We start from the raw sequence: 16,963 nt of genomic DNA, 5'->3' as shown, positions 1-16,963 counted from the left end.
AAACTGACTGCCCTGGTGTCCTTGAAGCTTTCTTAACAACCTTTCGTCACGTTGGTCGGCGACAGGACCGCGAGCCGGATACCGAAAAATGTCGAAATGAATGACGGCGAAACTGGCTATCAGCGCGGTAATTAGCGGGCAGCTCATGCGAAGGAATGTTGCTCCCGCGCTTGATCTGAATCAACCGTCAAGGGCTTGAGTGCGCTCTTTTACCGCACCCATGACATGGCCTGCCGCACATTTTGTTGACGCCGGCTCGTCCACTCGCCAGCTTACAGATGGTGATCGGCCAGATCATTTTCAGCCATTTCATGGGCTCCACTCGAGCGGGGGAAGTGGTGAGCCAGCTTGCCGAGCGCCTGGGCACCTGGCTGCATATCGGGACGGGATTGCTGCTGGTCCCAACACGGCGGCGGTTGCAAGGGCCAGAACGAAAACACCCCATCCAGCGTGGCTGAATGGGGTGTCGTGGCGGTCTAGCTTGCTTCGATTAACTCTCTATCGGCTATCGCTTTCGCAGCTTCCCTGCTCACGTGCAATGGCTAACGTACAGTGTAACAAGTGTGGAGAACCCGGTGCGGAGACCCCGGTACTGAGGGCCTTGTGCGATCAAACAGATGCTCTGCTTCACTTGCGAACGAGCAACTTGCATTCTTGCCAGGTTCTGTCACACCAGCTCTTTCAGGCCAGTGCGTTCACGCCAGTCGCTTCCCTCAATGCTGCGTGTTTTCCTCGTAAAGCTCTGCCTTGGCGTCACGCATGACGTCTTCGCAGGCGGCTTGATGAGCAAGCTGGGTGAGCAGGCTATGCGTCACCTCGAAGCCTTTGCCCAGGCAAACATCGACGTCTTCCTGGCTCACCCGAGGGGTCACATCGCAGTCAATCTGGATCGTACGTCCGCCACCATCCAGCCTGTTGGCAAGCGCCCTGATGCTCCAGGCGATGCGTTCCTTCCAACCGGCTGTTTCTTCCACGCCTTCGTTTACGTTAAACGTGCACTGCCATTCAGGTCGATATACCTTCATGAAAACCTCCGTGCTGGCTTGGTAAGAATGATCGATCGTGATGCCTACTCCATTGACTGTCGGTGGTGCACGGTCAGCATACAGGGTTTTGGCTGCTGATCCAGCACTGTGTTGTTGTGCCGAGGCGTCGATGTCTTTAATGACGTGCTCTGAGAAGTGAGCAACTGCTCTCAGTTCGTCCGTGCCTACTATTCGTCCGCGCTTCGCAGCGCCGATAGTTTGTCCAGGTACTGGCTGCCCCAGGCTTCCAGTTCCTTGAGGATCGGCTCGAGGGTCTCGCCGAAGGCGGTCAGGCGGTATTCGACCCTGGGCGGCACTTCGGCATAGACGTGCCGGTGGACGATGCCGTCGCGCTCCAGCTCGCGTAGCTGTTTGGTCAGCATGCGCTGGGTCACCGACGGCATCAGCCGGCGCAATTCGTTGAAGCGCTTGGTGCCATCCGTCAGGTGGAAGAGAATCACGCCCTTCCACTTGCCGCCGATGGCTTCGATGGCGGCTTCCACGGAGCAGCCGAAGCTGCAGGCGTAGCTCTGATGCCGCATGTTTTTATGATCCATGTTCGGGTATCGCCTGTTCGAGTGTCGCCTGGTCGAGTGTTACGGGGCGGGGCCTTGCCCGTTGCTTGCAGTATACAAAAGTGTACCCAGGGGTTTCAGGGGAACTAAGGCACGGAAAGGTCACTACCGCACAGGAATGTGCATACTTGTTCGTCACCATGGTACCCCTATACTCGGTCGGCAATACACCTGCCGATAGGAGCCCGATATGAAAGCCGTTGGTTACAAGCAGTCGCTGCCGGTTACTGCCGCCGGAGCGCTCGAGGATATCGAGCTGCCGACCCCCGAGGCCCAGGGGCGCGATCTTCTGGTGCGCGTCGAGGCCGTCTCGGTCAATCCGGTCGATACCAAGATTCGTCAGAACGTGTCGCCCGAGGGCGGCGAGTACAAGGTGCTGGGCTGGGATGCCGCCGGCGTGGTCGAGGCCGTCGGTGAGGATGTGAGCCTGTTCCAGCCCGGCGACAAGGTCTGGTACGCCGGCGCCGTCGATCGCAGCGGCACCAATGCGCAGTTCCATCAGGTCGATGAGCGCATCGTCTCCAGGATGCCGACATCGTTAGGTTTTGCCGAGGCGGCGGCGTTGCCGCTGACCACGATCACCGCCTGGGAGATGCTCTTCGATCGCCTGCAGGTGCCCAAGGAAAACGCCGGCTCGCTGCTGATCATCGGCGCGTCGGGCGGCGTGGGCTCGATCATGATCCAGCTCGCCAAGCAGCTTACCGACCTGACCGTGATCGCGACTGCGTCAAGGCCGGAAACCCGTGCCTGGGCTCAGGAACTGGGCGCAGACCATGTCATTGACCACCATCAGTCGCTGGTCGACGAGCTGAAAGCCGCCAACCTTCCTCCCGTGAACTATGTGGCGAGCCTGACCCATACCGACCAGCACCTGGCCGCGGTCGCCGAGCTGATCGCACCTCAGGGCCGACTCGCGGTGATCGATGATCCTGCGTCCTTCGACATCATGCCGTTCAAGCGCAAGAGCGTATCGGTGCATTGGGAGTTCATGTTCACTCGTTCACTCTTCCAGACGGCGGATATGATCGAACAGCACCGGCTGCTCGAGCGAGTCGCCGATATGGTCGACCGCGGCGAGCTGACCACCACCCTTGCCGAAGAGTTCGGCACCATCAACGCCGAGAACCTGCTGCGCGCCCATGCGCTGCTGGAGTCCGGCAAGGGGCGCGGCAAGATCGTACTGCGCGGCTTCTGATGCCTTCTTCAGCCGTCCTGCGATGCTCTGGGGGCTTGTGAGGCATCCTCGGACAGCGCCTGTGCCGCCTGCGTGTCGGCCTCGGCAAGCTCATACGGGTCGATGGCAGGGGCGATGATGTCCATGTAGTTGCGGATGCGCTTGACGTAGTGAACCGGCTCGTAGCCGCGGGCATAGCCGTAGCGCGTCTGCGGGTAGTAGCGCTTGTCGGCCTTGAGCGGGAGTATCTCTTTCATGTCTTCCCAGGAATCCGGATTCTTGCCCAGGCTGCGAGCCAGTTCGCGGGCATCCAGCAAGTGGCCGCGGCCAATGTTGTAGCTGGCAAGCGCCAGATAGGTGCGGTCCGGTTCGGGAATATCCTCGGGCAGTCGCGCATGGCGGTCGGCCAGATAGCGGGCGCCGCCGTCGATGGCGGCCTTGGGATCCAGGCGATTGGCGACGCCCAGCGACTCGGCGGTGTTGCGGGTCAGCATCATGATGCCGCGCACGCCGGTAGGGGAGACGGCGCTGGGGTCCCAGTGGGACTCTTGATAGGCCAGGGCGGCCAGCAGGTCGGCCGACATGCCGGTGCTTCTCTCTGCCTCGAGAAACAGGTCGATGAAGTTCGGCAATCGGTCGTCGATGCGACGGTTCAGGGCTCGCAGGTCAACGAAATCGAACTCGCCGATATAGTCGTAGTAGCGCTCGTTCATTGCCTCGATGGCAGCGTGGCCGGCGTCGCTATCCATCCAGTCTGTTGCCTGGTCGGCCAGCGCCTCCAGTCCGTTAGGCAGGTACCAGCCCAGGGTGCTGCCGGCGGTCAGGTTCATGGCGACTTCCAGGTGCGGGAAGTGGCGACGCACCACTCTGACGATATTGGAGTCGGCGACGGTACAGTCCAGCGTTCGGTTGGCCACGGCTTCCAGCAGCACCTCGGTGGAGCGCGGGTCTTCCTCGAAGCTGATGCCGGTCTGTTCATTGACCAGCGAGGTGAGCTGCTGGGAGTAGCTTGACGCTGCGGTGACGCGAATCTCCACGCCGGTCAACTCCTCGATTTGGCGGGGCAGGGGTCGCATGTCCCGGTGGCAGACCAGCTGTTCGACGATACCGGTATGGCCGGGTCCCGGCGTGAAGCGCTGATCCCGGCTGGGCAACTGGGTCAGCCCCGCGGCGGCCAAATGCACCCTGCCGGCCTCGAGGGCCTCGAGCACCTGGGAGGTGGAATCAAAGACCGACCATTCGATCTCCCAGCCTCGATCTTCGGCGAAGCGACGTGTCAGGTCGAATTCAGGGCCGGCGGGATTTTCGTGGCGGTTGAAATAGTAGGTAGTGGCGCCGTTGCGCGTGGCTACCTTGAGGATGCCCGTCTCGTCGGGAGCGGCCAGTTGTGCTGTGGGAGCTGATGATTCGCCACAGCCCACGAGCATGAACAGGGCCGCTGCCAGCAGGGTGCCCAGCGCGGATCGGGTCATTAGGTTGCTCCTTAGCCGATGATATTCGTATGGAAAACGCACAATCATTCGAATACCTGGGAGAAGTCTTTTACATTAACAGCCTAACGCCGCTGCCTTCTCAACGGCGGCTTGCCTGAGTGCCGTGCAACGAATCGTGACTGCTCAAGCCTGCCTTGCTGACCTAGGATTGAGACGATATGAATTCAGAGCTGCTTCTCGACAAACTGCTGGATCTATTGCCTGACGCAGTCTGTGCGGTCGATGTCGAGGGGCGTTTCGTTTTCATCAGCTCCGCCTGCGAGCGCATTCTTGGCTACTCCCAGCAGGAATTGATTGGCACGGCCATGATCGACCTGGTTCATCCGGACGACCGGCAACGCACGCTGGCGACCGCCGCCGAGGTGATGGAAGGCCAGCTCAAGATGCATTTCGAGAACCGCTACATCCACAGGGATGGGCATGCCGTCGATATCATGTGGACGGCGCGTTGGCTGGAGGAAGAGCGCATTCGTTTGGCGGTGGCGCGAGACATCACCGAGATCAAGCGAGCGGAGCGCGTGCAGCAGGCGATCTACCGGATTTCCGAAGCGGCGTATCAGACCGATGGCCTGGTCGATCTCTACCGGCAGATTCACCGGGTGATTGGCGAACTGCTGCCGGCAGACAACTTCCAGGTGGTTCTGTTCGATGCGGCAAAGGGCTGGCTGAGCTTCCCTTATTACATCGATGAGCGTGTGCCTTTGCCAGCATCGCAGCCGCTCGCACCCGGCACCCCTCTCTATGACGTCATTCACCTTGGCCAGGCGTTATTGATCACCGCTGAGCAGGCCGAGGCGCAGGGCCAGGAATGGGTCGACTGGCTGGGCGTGCCGCTGATTTCTCAGGCGGGGGTGATCGGTGCCGTGGTCATGCAGAGCTATACCGATGGCATTCGCTACACTGAAGAGGGAAAAGCGCTCTTGCAGTTCGTGTCCACTCAGGTCGCCGCCGCTATCTCGCGCAAGCAGACAGAGGCCCGCCTTGAACACATGGCGCGTCATGATCCGCTGACCGAGCTGCCCAACCGCATGCTTTTCAATCAGCATTTCGACATGTGCTTGAAGCGTGCCTATCGCTCGCGCGAGCATTTGGCGCTCCTTTATTTGGATCTGAATGGCTTCAAGGGCATCAATGACACCCTGGGTCACGAGGCGGGCGATGAACTGCTTTGCGAGGTGGCTCGCCGCCTCGAAGGTGCCGTGCGCGAGTCGGACATGGTGGGGCGCATGGGCGGTGATGAGTTCACGGTGCTGCTGACCGGTATCGCAGACCAGGCCGCCGTCATCGTCGTGGCGGACAAGATTCGTGCGGCGCTTGCTGAGCCTTTTTGCCTGGGCGGTCAACTGCTCGAGGTCGATATAACGGTGAGCATTGGCACCGCGCTCTACCCCGAGCAGGGGAGTGATCGCCGGCAGCTGTTCCGTCATGCCGATACCGATATGTACGCCGTCAAGAGATGCGTAAGTTGAGCGCAGCTTCGCCAAACAATCGTGCTCGGCGCTGAGGGGTTCTGTCTTGCTTGAGGTGGGTAGAGACGTACACCCTCAATAGCTGTGCACTAGGCCACCGCACGATTTCATGTCGCTACCTAGCAGGCTCGCATGTCACTCATTTACTACAGGAATCGTGGCGCGCGCTGCGCGGTGTCTCCCGAGGTACTCAGGTATTTCGCACGCCCGGCGTTTCGCCTTAGCAACGGCGATGACGCCGTGGCGAGCGAGCATGCCGCAGGAGCCCCCGAGTGAGGACCTGGCGTTTCTCGCGGCTGTTGCTGGCGCTGGTGCTGGCGATGCTTGCGGGTGTGTCGCTGACCTTGCTGGCGACCGCTTATCTGGGAGCGGAGCGCGCGCTGCAGCATGAGGCGGAGCATGCGCATGCTAGCGACCAGCGCATGCTGGATAGCGTTGTCGAGGGTCATTTCCGCAATATCCGTCAGTACAGCGAGAAGGTCAGCCAGTCCGCGGCGCTTGAGCGGGCCCTGATGCTTGACGATAACGCGCTGCTGGGCCAAGCCTTGCAGGGACTGATGCAGGACAGCTCTTCGCGCTATATCGATGCCATGGTGGTAGAACACGATGGCCAATTTCAGGTAGCCCCCAACGCCAGCCTGCAGAACCTGAAACTGCCGCTTGAGGCGCTGAGTCGTTCAGAGTCGAGGATGGGCAGTTGGGTCACCGTCGACGCCGATATCGGGGCTAATGCTCAACAGAAGCACTATAGCCTGCTGCGGCTCACGCTGCCGGTGGTCGAGCCACTGCTTGGCGAGGTGGTTGGCCGCTTGCATACCTTCGTGCTGCTCAACGACAACTTCTGGATTCTCAACGAACTACAGTCGATGTTCGGCGCCCGTGCGATTGCGTTGAGTCACAAGGGCACGGTCCTCGATTCGCTGGAGAGTGGTGCGAATGCCTTGCAGCAGCTCAAGGCCCTGAAAGCCTCCGATGATGAGGTGCTTATCACCCCGGCGGGCATTTTGCGCGAGCATGTACTGAAGGTCGGCAGGAGTGGGGACTACCGGCTCCTCACGGTGCTGCCCAGCGATAGCTACCATGCCTTGCGCGACCTTTATAGCGCCAATCTGGTATATGCCACCCTGATGGTGGTAGCGCTCGGCGTCATCATGATGTTGGTGGTCAACCGGCTGACGTCCAGCGCGCTGGGCAGTCTGACCCGCTACGCTGAGCAGGTGCCTGATAGCGGGGCGCCCAAGCCCTTCAAGGACGGCCACTTCGAGGAGGTTAACCGAGTCGGTCGGGCCTTCGAGGAGATCCTGCGGCGTATCCACGAGCGCGACAAGTATCTGGCCGGCATCATCGAGCATTCCCCCGACCTGATCTTTCTCAAAGACCTGGACCACAGCTATTGCCTGGTTAACCAGCAATATGCCAAGGCCTTGAACACTACGCCGCAACAGCTGTTGGGGCGGCCGATGTGGGAAGTGCTCGACCACGAGATCATGGAATATGCGCTGGCGATGGATCGTCACGTGCTGCTTAGCTGTGAGCCGGTCAAATACAAGCAGGTGCTCACCACACCTTCGGGTATACGGAGCTTTCTGTTCAGCAAGTACCCGATCATCGATGATCACGGCGCGCCTTACCTGATCGGCGGCATCGCCACCGATATCACCGACCTCGAACAGATCGAGACGGAGCTTGACCTGACCAAGGAGGCGCTTGCCGAGACCCGCGCTGCGGCCATCGTGCTCGACGAGCAGCAGCGGGTGCTGATCGCCAACAGCGCCTTTGCTGAGATGAGCGGCTTCCCGGAGGAAGAGGCCCGTTCGGCCATGCGGCTGTTTCTGATGGTGCATCCCGATCTGGTCGCCACGCTAGATCAGGACAAGCGCTGGGAAAAGGCGTGTCAGTTTGAGCGGCGTGATGGGGAGTTGCGGTCGGTGCGGGTCACGGCGAATGGCGTCATTCGTGACCAAAGGAGGCGCTACGTGATCCTGTTTCGCGAGATTGCCTAGCTCTCAATATTGACTAGCTCTCAATATTGACTAGTTCAGCATGCTGGCTGGCCGGCGTCATGCCCGCTGGGTGCCAAAGGAACAGGCGGAGATAGGGGCGTGCGCCGGGCTGTGAGTGAGCCCGGCGCGGTAGGCTTACAGCTCGGCGTTGTGGTAGACGTTCTGTACGTCGTCCAGGTCGTTGAGCATATCGAGAAGTTTCTCGAACGGTGCCACGTCATCGCCCTCGACCGGGGTATGGGTCTGGGGCAGGAACTGAATTTCGTCGACTTCGAAGTCCAGCTCGCCGTAAGCGTCGATCAGCGCCTGCTTGGCCTTGGCATACTCGGTATGCGGCGCAAAAACGGTGATGTGGCCGTCCTCGTTCTCGATGTCGGTGACATCGACATCGGCTCCCATCAGTGACTCCAGCACGTCCTCTTCGTCCTCGCCGACAAAGCGCAGGATCGCACAGTGGTCGAACATATGGCTGACGCTGCCCGGCGTGCCGATCTTGCCCTTGCCCTTGTTGAAGGCGTTGCGCACGTCGCCGAAGGTGCGGTTGGGGTTATCGGTCAGGCACTCGACAATGATCATGCAACTGGCCGGGCCGAAGCCTTCGTAACGGGCCGGCGAGAAGTCCTCGCCACCGGCGCCGGCGGCCTTGTCCAGCGCCTTGTCGATCACGTGCGAAGGCACCTGATCCTTCTTGGCACGCTCGATCAGGCCGCGCAGCGTCAGGTTGCTGCTGGGGTCGGTGCCGCCCGACTTGGCCACCACGTAAATCTCACGGCCGTACTTGCTGTAGACCTTGGTTTTCGCATCGGCCGTCTTGGCCATGGATTCCTTGCGGTTCTGGAAGGCCCTGCCCATCGTGTCATCCTGTTGCGTCGTGATCGAAGCGGAAATCTTACTGAACAACCGAAATCGGTAACAGGGGTATTTGTTAGCGTAAGATGCCGCGCGGTTTCCAGACGATCACGCCAAGGGTCTGGTATCCTGCCCGTCCTCGCTTTTTCCCGCTGCCAAGGATCCCCCACCGTGTCTGATGCTACCTCCTTCGCGTGCCTGCCACTGGCCGATGCGCTGCTGACCAATCTCGACGCGCTGGGCTACCACTCCATGACGCCGATTCAGGCCCAGAGCCTGCCGCCGATGCTCGATGGCCGCGACGTGATCGGGCGCGGCAAGACCGGCTCGGGGAAGACCGCGGCCTTCGGTCTGGGGCTTTTATCGAGACTCGATCTCACGCGTCTGGATGTCCAGGGACTGGTGCTGTGCCCGACCCGTGAGCTTGCCGACCAGGTGGCCGGCGAGCTGCGCCGCCTGGCCCGCGCGCTGCCTAACGTCAAGGTGCTGACCCTGTGCGGGGGGGCTCCCTTCGGCCCGCAGCGAGGCTCGCTGGAACACGGCGCCCATCTGGTCGTCGGCACGCCCGGCCGGGTCGAAGAACATCTGCGCAAGGGCACCCTGTCCCTCGATGCGCTCTCGACCCTGGTGCTCGATGAAGCCGATCGCATGCTTGACATGGGCTTCAAGGAAGCCCTGGAGGCGATCATCGGCGTCACGCCTGAGGAGCGCCAGACGCTGCTGTTCAGCGCCACCTATACCGATGCCATTCGCCCGATCGCCGAGTCGCTGATGCGCGGGCCGGTCACCGTTGAGGTCGAGTCGACCCACGATAGCGCCAGTATCCGGCAGCACTTCTTCCAGGTAGCCGACGAGAATGCACGCTTCGAGGCCCTGCGTCTCTTGCTGCTGACTCACCGACCCGCCACCAGCGTGGTGTTCTGCAACACCAAGCGCGAGACGCGTGAAGTGGCCGAAGCGCTTTGCGAGCACGGCTTCAGCGCCCTGGCCTTGCACGGGGATCTCGAGCAGCGCGACCGGGATCGCACCCTGGTGCTGTTCGCCAACCAGAGCGCCTCGATCCTGGTTGCTACCGACGTGGCCGCTCGCGGCCTGGATATCGATGCCCTGGATGCGGTCTTCAACTACGGTATCGCCCGCGAACTCGAGGTGCACGTGCACCGTATCGGCCGAACGGGCCGGGCCGGGAGCAGCGGCATGGCCTGCACCCTCTATGGCCCGAAGGAGGCCTTTCGCCTCGAGAAGCTTGGCGAGCGCCTGGGTGAGGCCTTTGCGCCTGAGGCGCTGCCGTCTCGCCAGGCGCTTGCTGAGACGCCCCCAGCGCCGCCGATGGTCACGTTGCAGATCGACGGCGGGCGCAAGCAGAAGGTGCGCCCCGGCGATATCCTCGGTGCCCTGACCGGCGAGGGCGGTTTGTCCGGGGATGCGGTCGGCAAGATCAAGGTGCTGGATCGCAGCACTTTCGTTGCCGTTCGCCGCGAACAGGCCCAGGCGGCTCTCGACCAGCTCGCCAATGGCAAGCTCAAGGGGCGTTCTTTCCGCGCTCGGCGGGTCAGCCGTTAGGCACGGAACCCTCAGTCGATTGTCAGTACCTTCACACACGGTTTGATGACGATTACACGATAGTTATCAGGAGGCGCGCATGGCCCAGCAACGACCCGAAAACTCGCTTACCCTGCATCTGGGCCATGAGGAACTGATTATCCGCCAGCGCTACGAGGCGTTGAGCATCTTCAACGACGTGTTGATTGCGCTGTGGTTTCTGGCGGGCAGCATTCTGTTCCTGTATCCCGAGCAGGAGCATCTGGCGATCTGGATGTTCATCATCGGCAGTTTTCAGTTCCTGGTGCGCCCGGCGATTCGTCTGGCGCGCCATCTGCATTTGCAGCGTATTCCCGACATCCACGAGGATGGGTAGCCAGCGGCGCGTTAAGTCGGGTTTGGCTCACTCCGCATGGGTGGGGGCGGTGTCTGTGGCCGAGCCCCGCCCTCGGAATCGTGCTTGGAATCGTTCCCGGTACCATGCTCGTAACCGTTAGGAGAGCCCTCGCTTAGCCTTCCGGGGCAGTGGTCTTGCCAACGTCCTTGCCAACGTCGGAGCCGTCGTCTGCGCCGTGATCGAGCTTGAGCAGGATGGTCACCGAGTCGGTTCCGGGGTCCAACGTCTGTTCCTTGAAGCCGAGCTCCCTGGCCATGCTGCGCATGGCTGCGTTTTCCAGCATTACCTCGCCCTCTACCCAGCTGATACCCATGCGTTTTGCGTGGTCGAGCATCGCCTGCATCAGGCAGTAGCCCAGCCCCGACTGCTTCATGTCGCTTCTGACCATTACCGCGAATTCGGCGCGCTCCTGATTGGGCTCGGCGATCAGATGAACGGCGCCGAGAATGCTATCGGCGTTTTGAGGCTGGGCGATGAAGGCCATTTCGCGCTCGTAGTCGAGCTGCGTCAGGCGGGCGGCGAAGGCATGGTCGAAGCGCTTGATCGCGGCGAAGAAGCGAAGCCGGATATCGCTGCGGTCGGAGCGCCTGAGCATCTCCACCAGGGCGTCTTCGTCCTCGGGGCGGATCGGTCGCAGGCGGTAGTGCTGGCCGGTCTGGGTGACGATGTCGTGTGCGAGCTCCCGTGGATAGGGGCGAATGGTCATTGGTACCCGGGGCTTGCTGGCATTGCGCACCACGACCCGGGCATCCAGGGCGATCACGCCGCTGGCATCGGCCAGCAGCGGGTTGATGTCCAGCGACACCACCCGCGGCAGGCAGGCGACGAGCTGAGATAGCTTGACCAGCGCCAACACGATGGCCTCGATATCCACGGCGGGGCGATCGCGATAGCCCTCGAGCAGCCGCGATACCCGGGTGCGCTGGATCATGTCTCGTGCCAGCAAGGGATTCAGCGGCGGCAGACCGATAACCCGGTCGCCGATCACTTCCACGCCTGTGCCTCCCTGGCCAAACAGCATCACCGGGCCGAAGATCGGGTCTTCGGCGACGCCCAGGATCAACTCGAAGGCACCGGGACGGCGGATCATCGGCTGCACGTTGACCCCGTCGATGCGTGCCTCGGGGTGTGACTGACGTACCCGGCCCAGCATATCGTCGGTGGCCTGGCGCACGGCCTCTCGGGAGGTCAGGTCTATTTTTACGCCGCCCACATCGGACTTGTGGCTGATGTCCTGCGACAGAATCTTCACCACCGCGGGGACGCCCAGCTCGGCGGCGAAGCGGGCGGCCTCTTCGCCGTCCCGGGCTTGGCGGGCGGGCACCACCGGCACCCCGAACGCGGCCAGCAGGGCGCTGGCTTCGGGTTCGGTAAGCACCTCGCGGCCCTCGACGAGTACCCTGTCGATGATCGCATTGGCCTTGGTCGGCGCGTCCTCGGGTAGGTCCGTCACCGCCGGGGGCGTTTCCATCAGCAGTTCTTGGTTGCGATGGTGCTGCCACAGGTGGCCGAAGGCCTGCACCGCCTGCTCGGGCGTGTCATAGAAGGGCAGGTGCCGGTCGGCGAAGAGCCGGCGTGCCTTGGCGCCAGCGGCTTCGCCCAACCAGCAATTGAGTACCGGTAGGTGACGGGCATCCAGGGTGTTGATCACCGCCTGGGCGGCCTCAAAACTGTCGGCTACCGCGGTCGGGCAGTTGATGATCAGGATGGCGTCGGCGTCATCGGCCTCGATCAGCGCCTCCAGCGCCACCACATAGCGCTCACCCGGAGCGTCGCCAAGGATATCCACCGGGTTGCCGTGGGACCAGGTGGCCGGCAGGCGAGTGTCCAGGTGGGCGAGGGTCGCCGGGGACAGCGTGGCTAACCGGCCGTTGTCCTCGGCAAGCTCGTCCACTGCCAGTACGCCGATGCCGCCGCCATTGGTCAGTACCGCCAGCCGGTCACCCTTGACCCGCGTGCCGGAGGCCAGGGTGCCCACCGCCTGGAACAGCTCATCGAGTGTCTTGACTCTCAACATGCCGGCGCGACGGAAGGCGGCATCATAGACCGCATCGGCGCCGGCCATGGCGCCGGTATGCGATAACGCCGCCCGGGCGCCGTCGTCGCTGCGACCGGCCTTGACCACCACGACCGGCTTGTTGCGCGAGGCCATGCGCGCCGCCGAGAGGAACTTGCGGGCTTCGCTAACCGCCTCGACATAGAGCAGGATCGCGTGGGTGTGCGGATCGAGTGCCAGGTAATAGAGCATGTCGCCGAAGTCGACATCGCTCATCGCGCCTAGTGACGACATGTGCGAAAAGCCGATGCCGCGGTTCACGGCCCAGTCGAGTACCGAGGTGGCCACCGCGCCGGACTGGGTGACGAAGGCCAGGTTGCCGGGGGGCGCTGCGATATGGGCGAAGCTGGCATTGATGCCGGCATGGGGCGCCATGATCCCCAGGCAGTTGGGACCGATGATGCGCATCTGGTGAGGCCGTGCGGCGTCCAGCACCGCTTGCTTGAGTGCCTGGCCCTCGGCATGGTTGCCTTCACCAAAGCCTGCCGTGATCACCACCGCGGCGCGACAGCCTCGCTCGCCAAGTTCACTGACCAGTTCCACCACCGTGTGCGGCGGGGTGCAGATCACGGCGAGGTCCGGGGCGATCGGCAGTTCGGCCACCGAGCGGTAGTTGAGGGTCGAGCGGATTGCGGTCTCATGCGGGTTGACGGTCATCACCGGCCCTTTGAAGCCGCCCTCATAGAGGTTCTTGGCCAGCACCGCACCCACCGAGTTTTGGTGGTTGCTGGCGCCGATCAGGGCGATGGAAGAGGGGGTGAACAGGGCATCCAGATTGCGGATCGACACGTCGGCGCTCACTTTTTGGCATTAGCCTGGGACGGCATAACTGGGACGGCATAACTGGGGCGGTATAAATAGTCACCAGGTCTCAGCCTAGCCGATGCGCTCGGCGCTGACCCTGACCGGGATCAAGTCAGACCCGGTCACCTCAGGTCGAGCCAGGATAGGGCCGGTGGATAGGGCTGGTGGACAGGGCCGGTGGACAGGGCCGGCGCCTGCCGCCGTGAGCGATCAGCTGGCGTCGGCATCGGTCAGGCTGCGGTTCTGGCGGCGATCCTGCAGGGGGCTGGCGCCGAAGGTGCGTTTGTAGTCGCGGCTGAACTGGGCAACGCTGCGATAGCCCACCGCATCGGCGGTCTGGTTGACGTTCAGGTCGTCATGGCTCAGTAGCTGGCGCGCCTTGATCAGGCGCAGTCGCTTCAGGTATTGCAGCGGCGTGGCGCGGGTCACCTGCTTGAAGTGTTGATGGAACGACGAGACGCTCATGTGGGCGTCCCGGGCCAGCACCTCGACCGAGGCATTCTGGGTGACGTCGGCATGCATCTGGGTCAGTGCCTGGATGATCTGAGAATAGTGACCCTGATGATTCACCAGCGCGCGCAGCGCCGCGCCCTGTTCGCCCTTCAAGGCCTCGAAGATGACTTCCCGCACCCGGGCTTCGCCCATCACGCGTGCATCCAGCGGGTCGTTCAGGGCACGCAGCAGCCGCACGACCGCTTCCTGCATGCTGGCGGTCATCGCCACCGAGGCCATCGGCAGTGGTTCGTTTGAGGGCGATATGGCGTCGACCCCGGTGTCGAGCCCTGTTTCAATGCCGGTCATCTCGAGTACCAGCTCGCTGAGCAGCGCCGGATCGATGCGCACGGAGAGCCCCAGCAGCGGTGCGTCGGGTGAGGCAAAGGTCTCGCACTCGAAGGGCAGTGGCAGAGTCTGTACCAGGTACTGGCCCGGGTCGTAGTGAATCTCGCGGTCACCGAGATAGCCGATCTTGCGGCCCTGGATCACGATCACCAGGCTAGGTTCGTACACCAGTGGGGTGCGCGGTACCTGGTGGTGGCAGGCCATCAGCGAGACCGCAGGCACTTCGCTTTGGGTGAAGCCATCGCGATCGATCAGTGGTTTGATCAGCGTCATCAGGCGGGAAGAGAGCGACATGGGCGATTCCTGTCGAAAGTGGGCCATCAAAGGCGGTTCGCCTGAGCTGCTGGGCTACAGATAGGCGACACAACCCCATGATGACTGAATCATGCCGTTTTTGGCGAGAAAACCCGCTACTGGGCGTCCTGATTTGTAGGAATAGGCAAAAATGGCGCAGGATCGTTTGTCGTAGTGATGTGGTCACAGGGCCACAATGATGACCTCTCATCATTTGCATGAGCCCAACTCTCTCAGGAGGACACGCAACTCATGAGCCATCAAGCCAACGCTTATGCCGCCCATTCGGCCGAGTCGGACCTCGCCCCGTTCAGCTTCGAGCGCCGTACGCCGCGCCCGGACGACGTGTCCATCGAGATCGACTACTGCGGGGTCTGCCACTCTGACCTGCACTTCGCCCGCAACGACTGGGGCATGAGCCAGTATCCGCTGGTGCCGGGCCACGAGATCGTCGGTCGCGTCACCGCGGTGGGTAGCGATGTCACCCAATACAAGGTCGGCGATGTGGTCGGTGTGGGCTGCATGGTGGATTCCTGCCGCCACTGCAATGCCTGCAAGGACGATCTGGAGCAGTATTGCCTGGAAGGCATGACCATGACCTATGGCAGCCCGGATCGCCACGACGGCACCATGACCCAGGGCGGCTACTCCGACTCAGTCGTTGTCAGCGAGCGCTTCGTGGTCTCGATTCCCGATAAGCTCGATCCTGCTGTGGCGGCCCCGATGCTGTGTGCCGGCATCACCACCTATTCGCCGCTGCGCCACTATGGCGTCAAGGCCGGTGATCGGGTCGGCATCATCGGCATGGGCGGTCTTGGCCACATGGGCGTCAAGTTTGCCAAGGCGCTGGGCTGCGAGGTCACCCTGTTCACCCGCTCGGAGTCCAAGGTAGGCGAGGCCAAGAAGCAGGGCGCCGATCATGTCATCGTCTCCACCGACGAGGAGCAGATGGCGGCCGCGGCCGAGCACTTCGACTTCCTGCTCGACACCGTGCCGGTGCCCCACGACCTCAATCCCTACCTGGCGACGCTGAAGTACGACGGCACTCACATCCTGGTCGGCCTGATCCAGGAAGTGGACCCGGCGCTGGTGGGCGGTAACCTGGTGATGAAGCGCCGTGTGCTGGCCGGTTCGCTGATCGGCGGCATGGCGGAAACCCAGGAAGTGCTGAATTTCTGCGCCGAGCATGACATTAGCTGTGATATCGAGATGGTCGATATCCAGAACATCAATGAGGCCTTCGAGCGCATGCAGAAGGGCGACGTGAAGTATCGCTTCGTCATCGACATGGCCAGCCTCAAGGATGCTTCAGCGGCCTGATCCGTTCGCTGATAAGCCCTCTGCGCCCGCCTCGGCTTTGCCGTGGCGGGCGTTTTCGTGTAGAGGCGTAAAACCGCTGTGAGTCCCTGAGCGCGTAGCGCTGCCATGGCGCCGACCACATTTTGCCTGTGCGGGTTTACCCACTGGCCCCGTGAACATGCGATGATGCACGCAGCGCCTGACTCATGGGCGCGCAACCGGTAAGGCAGGGCCCGTGAAGGCGTTATGAAGATACCCAAGAGACTGCAACCGCTCGTCGACGATGGCATGATCGACGCCGTGGAAGGTCAGCTGATGAGCGGCAAGGAAGCCAATGTCTATGTGGTGCGCTGCGGCGACACCCTGCGCTGTGCCAAGGTGTTCAAGGAAGCCCGCCAGCGTAGTTTCAAGCAGGCGGTGCAATATCAGGAAGGTCGCAAGGTGCGTAACAGTCGTCGCGCCCGGGCGATGGCGAAGAAGACCCGTTACGGTCAGCAGGAGCAGGAATCCGCCTGGTTGAATGCCGAGGTCGATGCCCTCTATCGCCTGGCGTCGGCCGGGGTGCGTGTCCCTGAGCCCCATGGCTTCATCGACGGCGTGCTGCTGATGGAGCTGGTCGCCGACGCCGAAGGCAGCGCCGCGCCGCGCCTGGACGACTGCGAGCTGAGCGAGGCCGAGGCACTGGCCTACCATGACCAGGTGATCCGCGAGGTGGTGCGCATGCTGTGTGCGGGCCTGGTGCACGGTGACCTTTCGGAATTCAACGTGCTGCTCGATGCCGCTGGGCCGGTGATCATCGACCTGCCTCAGGCGGTGGATGCCGCCGGCAACAATAGCGCGGCGATGATGCTGCGCCGGGACGTGGATCGCATGCGCGCCTATTTCGGCCGCTTCGCCCCGGCGCTGCTGGAAACCGAGTACGGCCACGAAATCTGGGCCCGCTTCGAGGCCGGCGAGCTGACGCCGGACAGTCAACTGACCGGTCGCTTCGTCCACGATACTCACGAGGTCGATGTCGATGACCTGATGGCGGTCATCGATGACGTCATCGAAGAGGAAAGCGATCGTCGGGACCGTGTCGCCGCCGATGACGAAGAGAACCGCTGAGCCCGCCCCTTGGGCCTCGGTCCGTCTCATACGGCC

Annotated in this window: 14 protein-coding genes; 8 read left to right on the top strand and 6 right to left on the bottom strand. The window is 62.4% G+C overall.

Features of this window, described 5'->3' with window-relative positions:
* Positions 1-713: 713 nt before the first annotated feature.
* Both HUS66_RS01615 and HUS66_RS01610 read right to left on the bottom strand, forming a co-directional pair.
* Positions 714-1,025 (bottom strand): hypothetical protein, encoded by a 312-nt coding sequence (locus tag HUS66_RS01615; RefSeq protein ID WP_175069220.1) that lies wholly within the window; start codon positions 1,023-1,025, stop codon positions 714-716.
* A gap of 188 nt (positions 1,026-1,213) precedes the next feature.
* Positions 1,214-1,582, bottom strand: coding sequence for a winged helix-turn-helix transcriptional regulator (locus HUS66_RS01610; RefSeq protein ID WP_425340063.1), 369 nt, complete (start codon positions 1,580-1,582; stop codon positions 1,214-1,216).
* A gap of 208 nt (positions 1,583-1,790) precedes the next feature.
* On the opposite strand from HUS66_RS01610, the gene HUS66_RS01605 reads away from it, so the two are divergent.
* On the top strand, positions 1,791-2,795 hold the full coding sequence (locus tag HUS66_RS01605; protein ID WP_175069219.1) for a zinc-binding alcohol dehydrogenase family protein: 1,005 nt from the start codon (positions 1,791-1,793) through the stop codon (positions 2,793-2,795).
* 8 nt (positions 2,796-2,803) lie between these two features.
* Here HUS66_RS01605 and mltF read toward each other — a convergent pair whose 3' ends face one another.
* The gene (gene mltF, locus HUS66_RS01600; RefSeq protein ID WP_175069218.1) at positions 2,804-4,246 is read right to left on the bottom strand and encodes a membrane-bound lytic murein transglycosylase MltF; all 1,443 of its coding nucleotides are present in this window, start codon (positions 4,244-4,246) and stop codon (positions 2,804-2,806) included.
* Between the two features lie 179 nt (positions 4,247-4,425).
* Here mltF and HUS66_RS01595 point away from each other — a divergent pair, with 179 nt between their 5' ends.
* The 3 genes from HUS66_RS01595 to HUS66_RS01585 all read left to right on the top strand — a co-directional run bounded on the left by HUS66_RS01595 (position 4,426) and on the right by HUS66_RS01585 (position 7,739).
* Complete coding sequence (locus HUS66_RS01595) at positions 4,426-5,736, top strand: sensor domain-containing protein (protein ID WP_175069217.1); 1,311 nt, start codon at positions 4,426-4,428, stop codon at positions 5,734-5,736.
* A gap of 132 nt (positions 5,737-5,868) precedes the next feature.
* On the top strand, positions 5,869-6,012 hold the full coding sequence (locus tag HUS66_RS01590; protein WP_175069216.1) for a hypothetical protein: 144 nt from the start codon (positions 5,869-5,871) through the stop codon (positions 6,010-6,012).
* On the top strand, positions 6,009-7,739 hold the full coding sequence (locus HUS66_RS01585) for a PAS domain-containing protein (RefSeq protein WP_175069215.1): 1,731 nt from the start codon (positions 6,009-6,011) through the stop codon (positions 7,737-7,739). Before HUS66_RS01590 ends, HUS66_RS01585 begins: the two co-directional genes overlap by 4 nt.
* A gap of 135 nt (positions 7,740-7,874) precedes the next feature.
* On the opposite strand, the gene HUS66_RS01580 is transcribed toward HUS66_RS01585, so the two are convergent.
* Positions 7,875-8,591, bottom strand: coding sequence for a YebC/PmpR family DNA-binding transcriptional regulator (locus HUS66_RS01580; protein ID WP_175069214.1), 717 nt, complete (start codon positions 8,589-8,591; stop codon positions 7,875-7,877).
* Positions 8,592-8,759: 168 nt separating this feature from the next.
* Between HUS66_RS01580 and dbpA the strand changes: the two genes are divergently transcribed.
* Both dbpA and HUS66_RS01570 read left to right on the top strand, forming a co-directional pair.
* Entirely contained in the window at positions 8,760-10,151 is a 1,392-nt protein-coding gene (gene dbpA / locus HUS66_RS01575) for an ATP-dependent RNA helicase DbpA (RefSeq protein ID WP_175069213.1), read from the top strand.
* Positions 10,152-10,230: 79 nt separating this feature from the next.
* Positions 10,231-10,506: a YrhK family protein gene (locus tag HUS66_RS01570; protein ID WP_175069212.1), complete on the top strand. Its 276-nt coding sequence runs from the start codon at positions 10,231-10,233 to the stop codon at positions 10,504-10,506.
* Between the two features lie 133 nt (positions 10,507-10,639).
* On the opposite strand, the gene HUS66_RS01565 is transcribed toward HUS66_RS01570, so the two are convergent.
* On the bottom strand, positions 10,640-13,372 hold the full coding sequence (locus HUS66_RS01565) for a bifunctional acetate--CoA ligase family protein/GNAT family N-acetyltransferase (RefSeq protein WP_175069211.1): 2,733 nt from the start codon (positions 13,370-13,372) through the stop codon (positions 10,640-10,642).
* A gap of 225 nt (positions 13,373-13,597) precedes the next feature.
* Complete coding sequence (locus tag HUS66_RS01560) at positions 13,598-14,521, bottom strand: AraC family transcriptional regulator (protein WP_175069210.1); 924 nt, start codon at positions 14,519-14,521, stop codon at positions 13,598-13,600.
* Positions 14,522-14,773: 252 nt separating this feature from the next.
* Here HUS66_RS01560 and HUS66_RS01555 point away from each other — a divergent pair, with 252 nt between their 5' ends.
* Both HUS66_RS01555 and HUS66_RS01550 read left to right on the top strand, forming a co-directional pair.
* Positions 14,774-15,841: an NAD(P)-dependent alcohol dehydrogenase gene (locus tag HUS66_RS01555; protein ID WP_175069209.1), complete on the top strand. Its 1,068-nt coding sequence runs from the start codon at positions 14,774-14,776 to the stop codon at positions 15,839-15,841.
* Between the two features lie 225 nt (positions 15,842-16,066).
* Positions 16,067-16,927, top strand: a complete 861-nt coding sequence (locus HUS66_RS01550) for a PA4780 family RIO1-like protein kinase (protein ID WP_175069208.1) — start codon at positions 16,067-16,069, stop codon at positions 16,925-16,927.
* Positions 16,928-16,963 lie beyond the last annotated feature (36 nt).

The organism is Onishia taeanensis (assembly GCF_013349955.1).
Taxonomy (GTDB): domain Bacteria; phylum Pseudomonadota; class Gammaproteobacteria; order Pseudomonadales; family Halomonadaceae; genus Onishia; species Onishia taeanensis_B.
The sequence above is the reverse complement of the archived record's forward strand: the minus strand, read 5'-3'. Positions and strand labels throughout refer to the sequence as shown.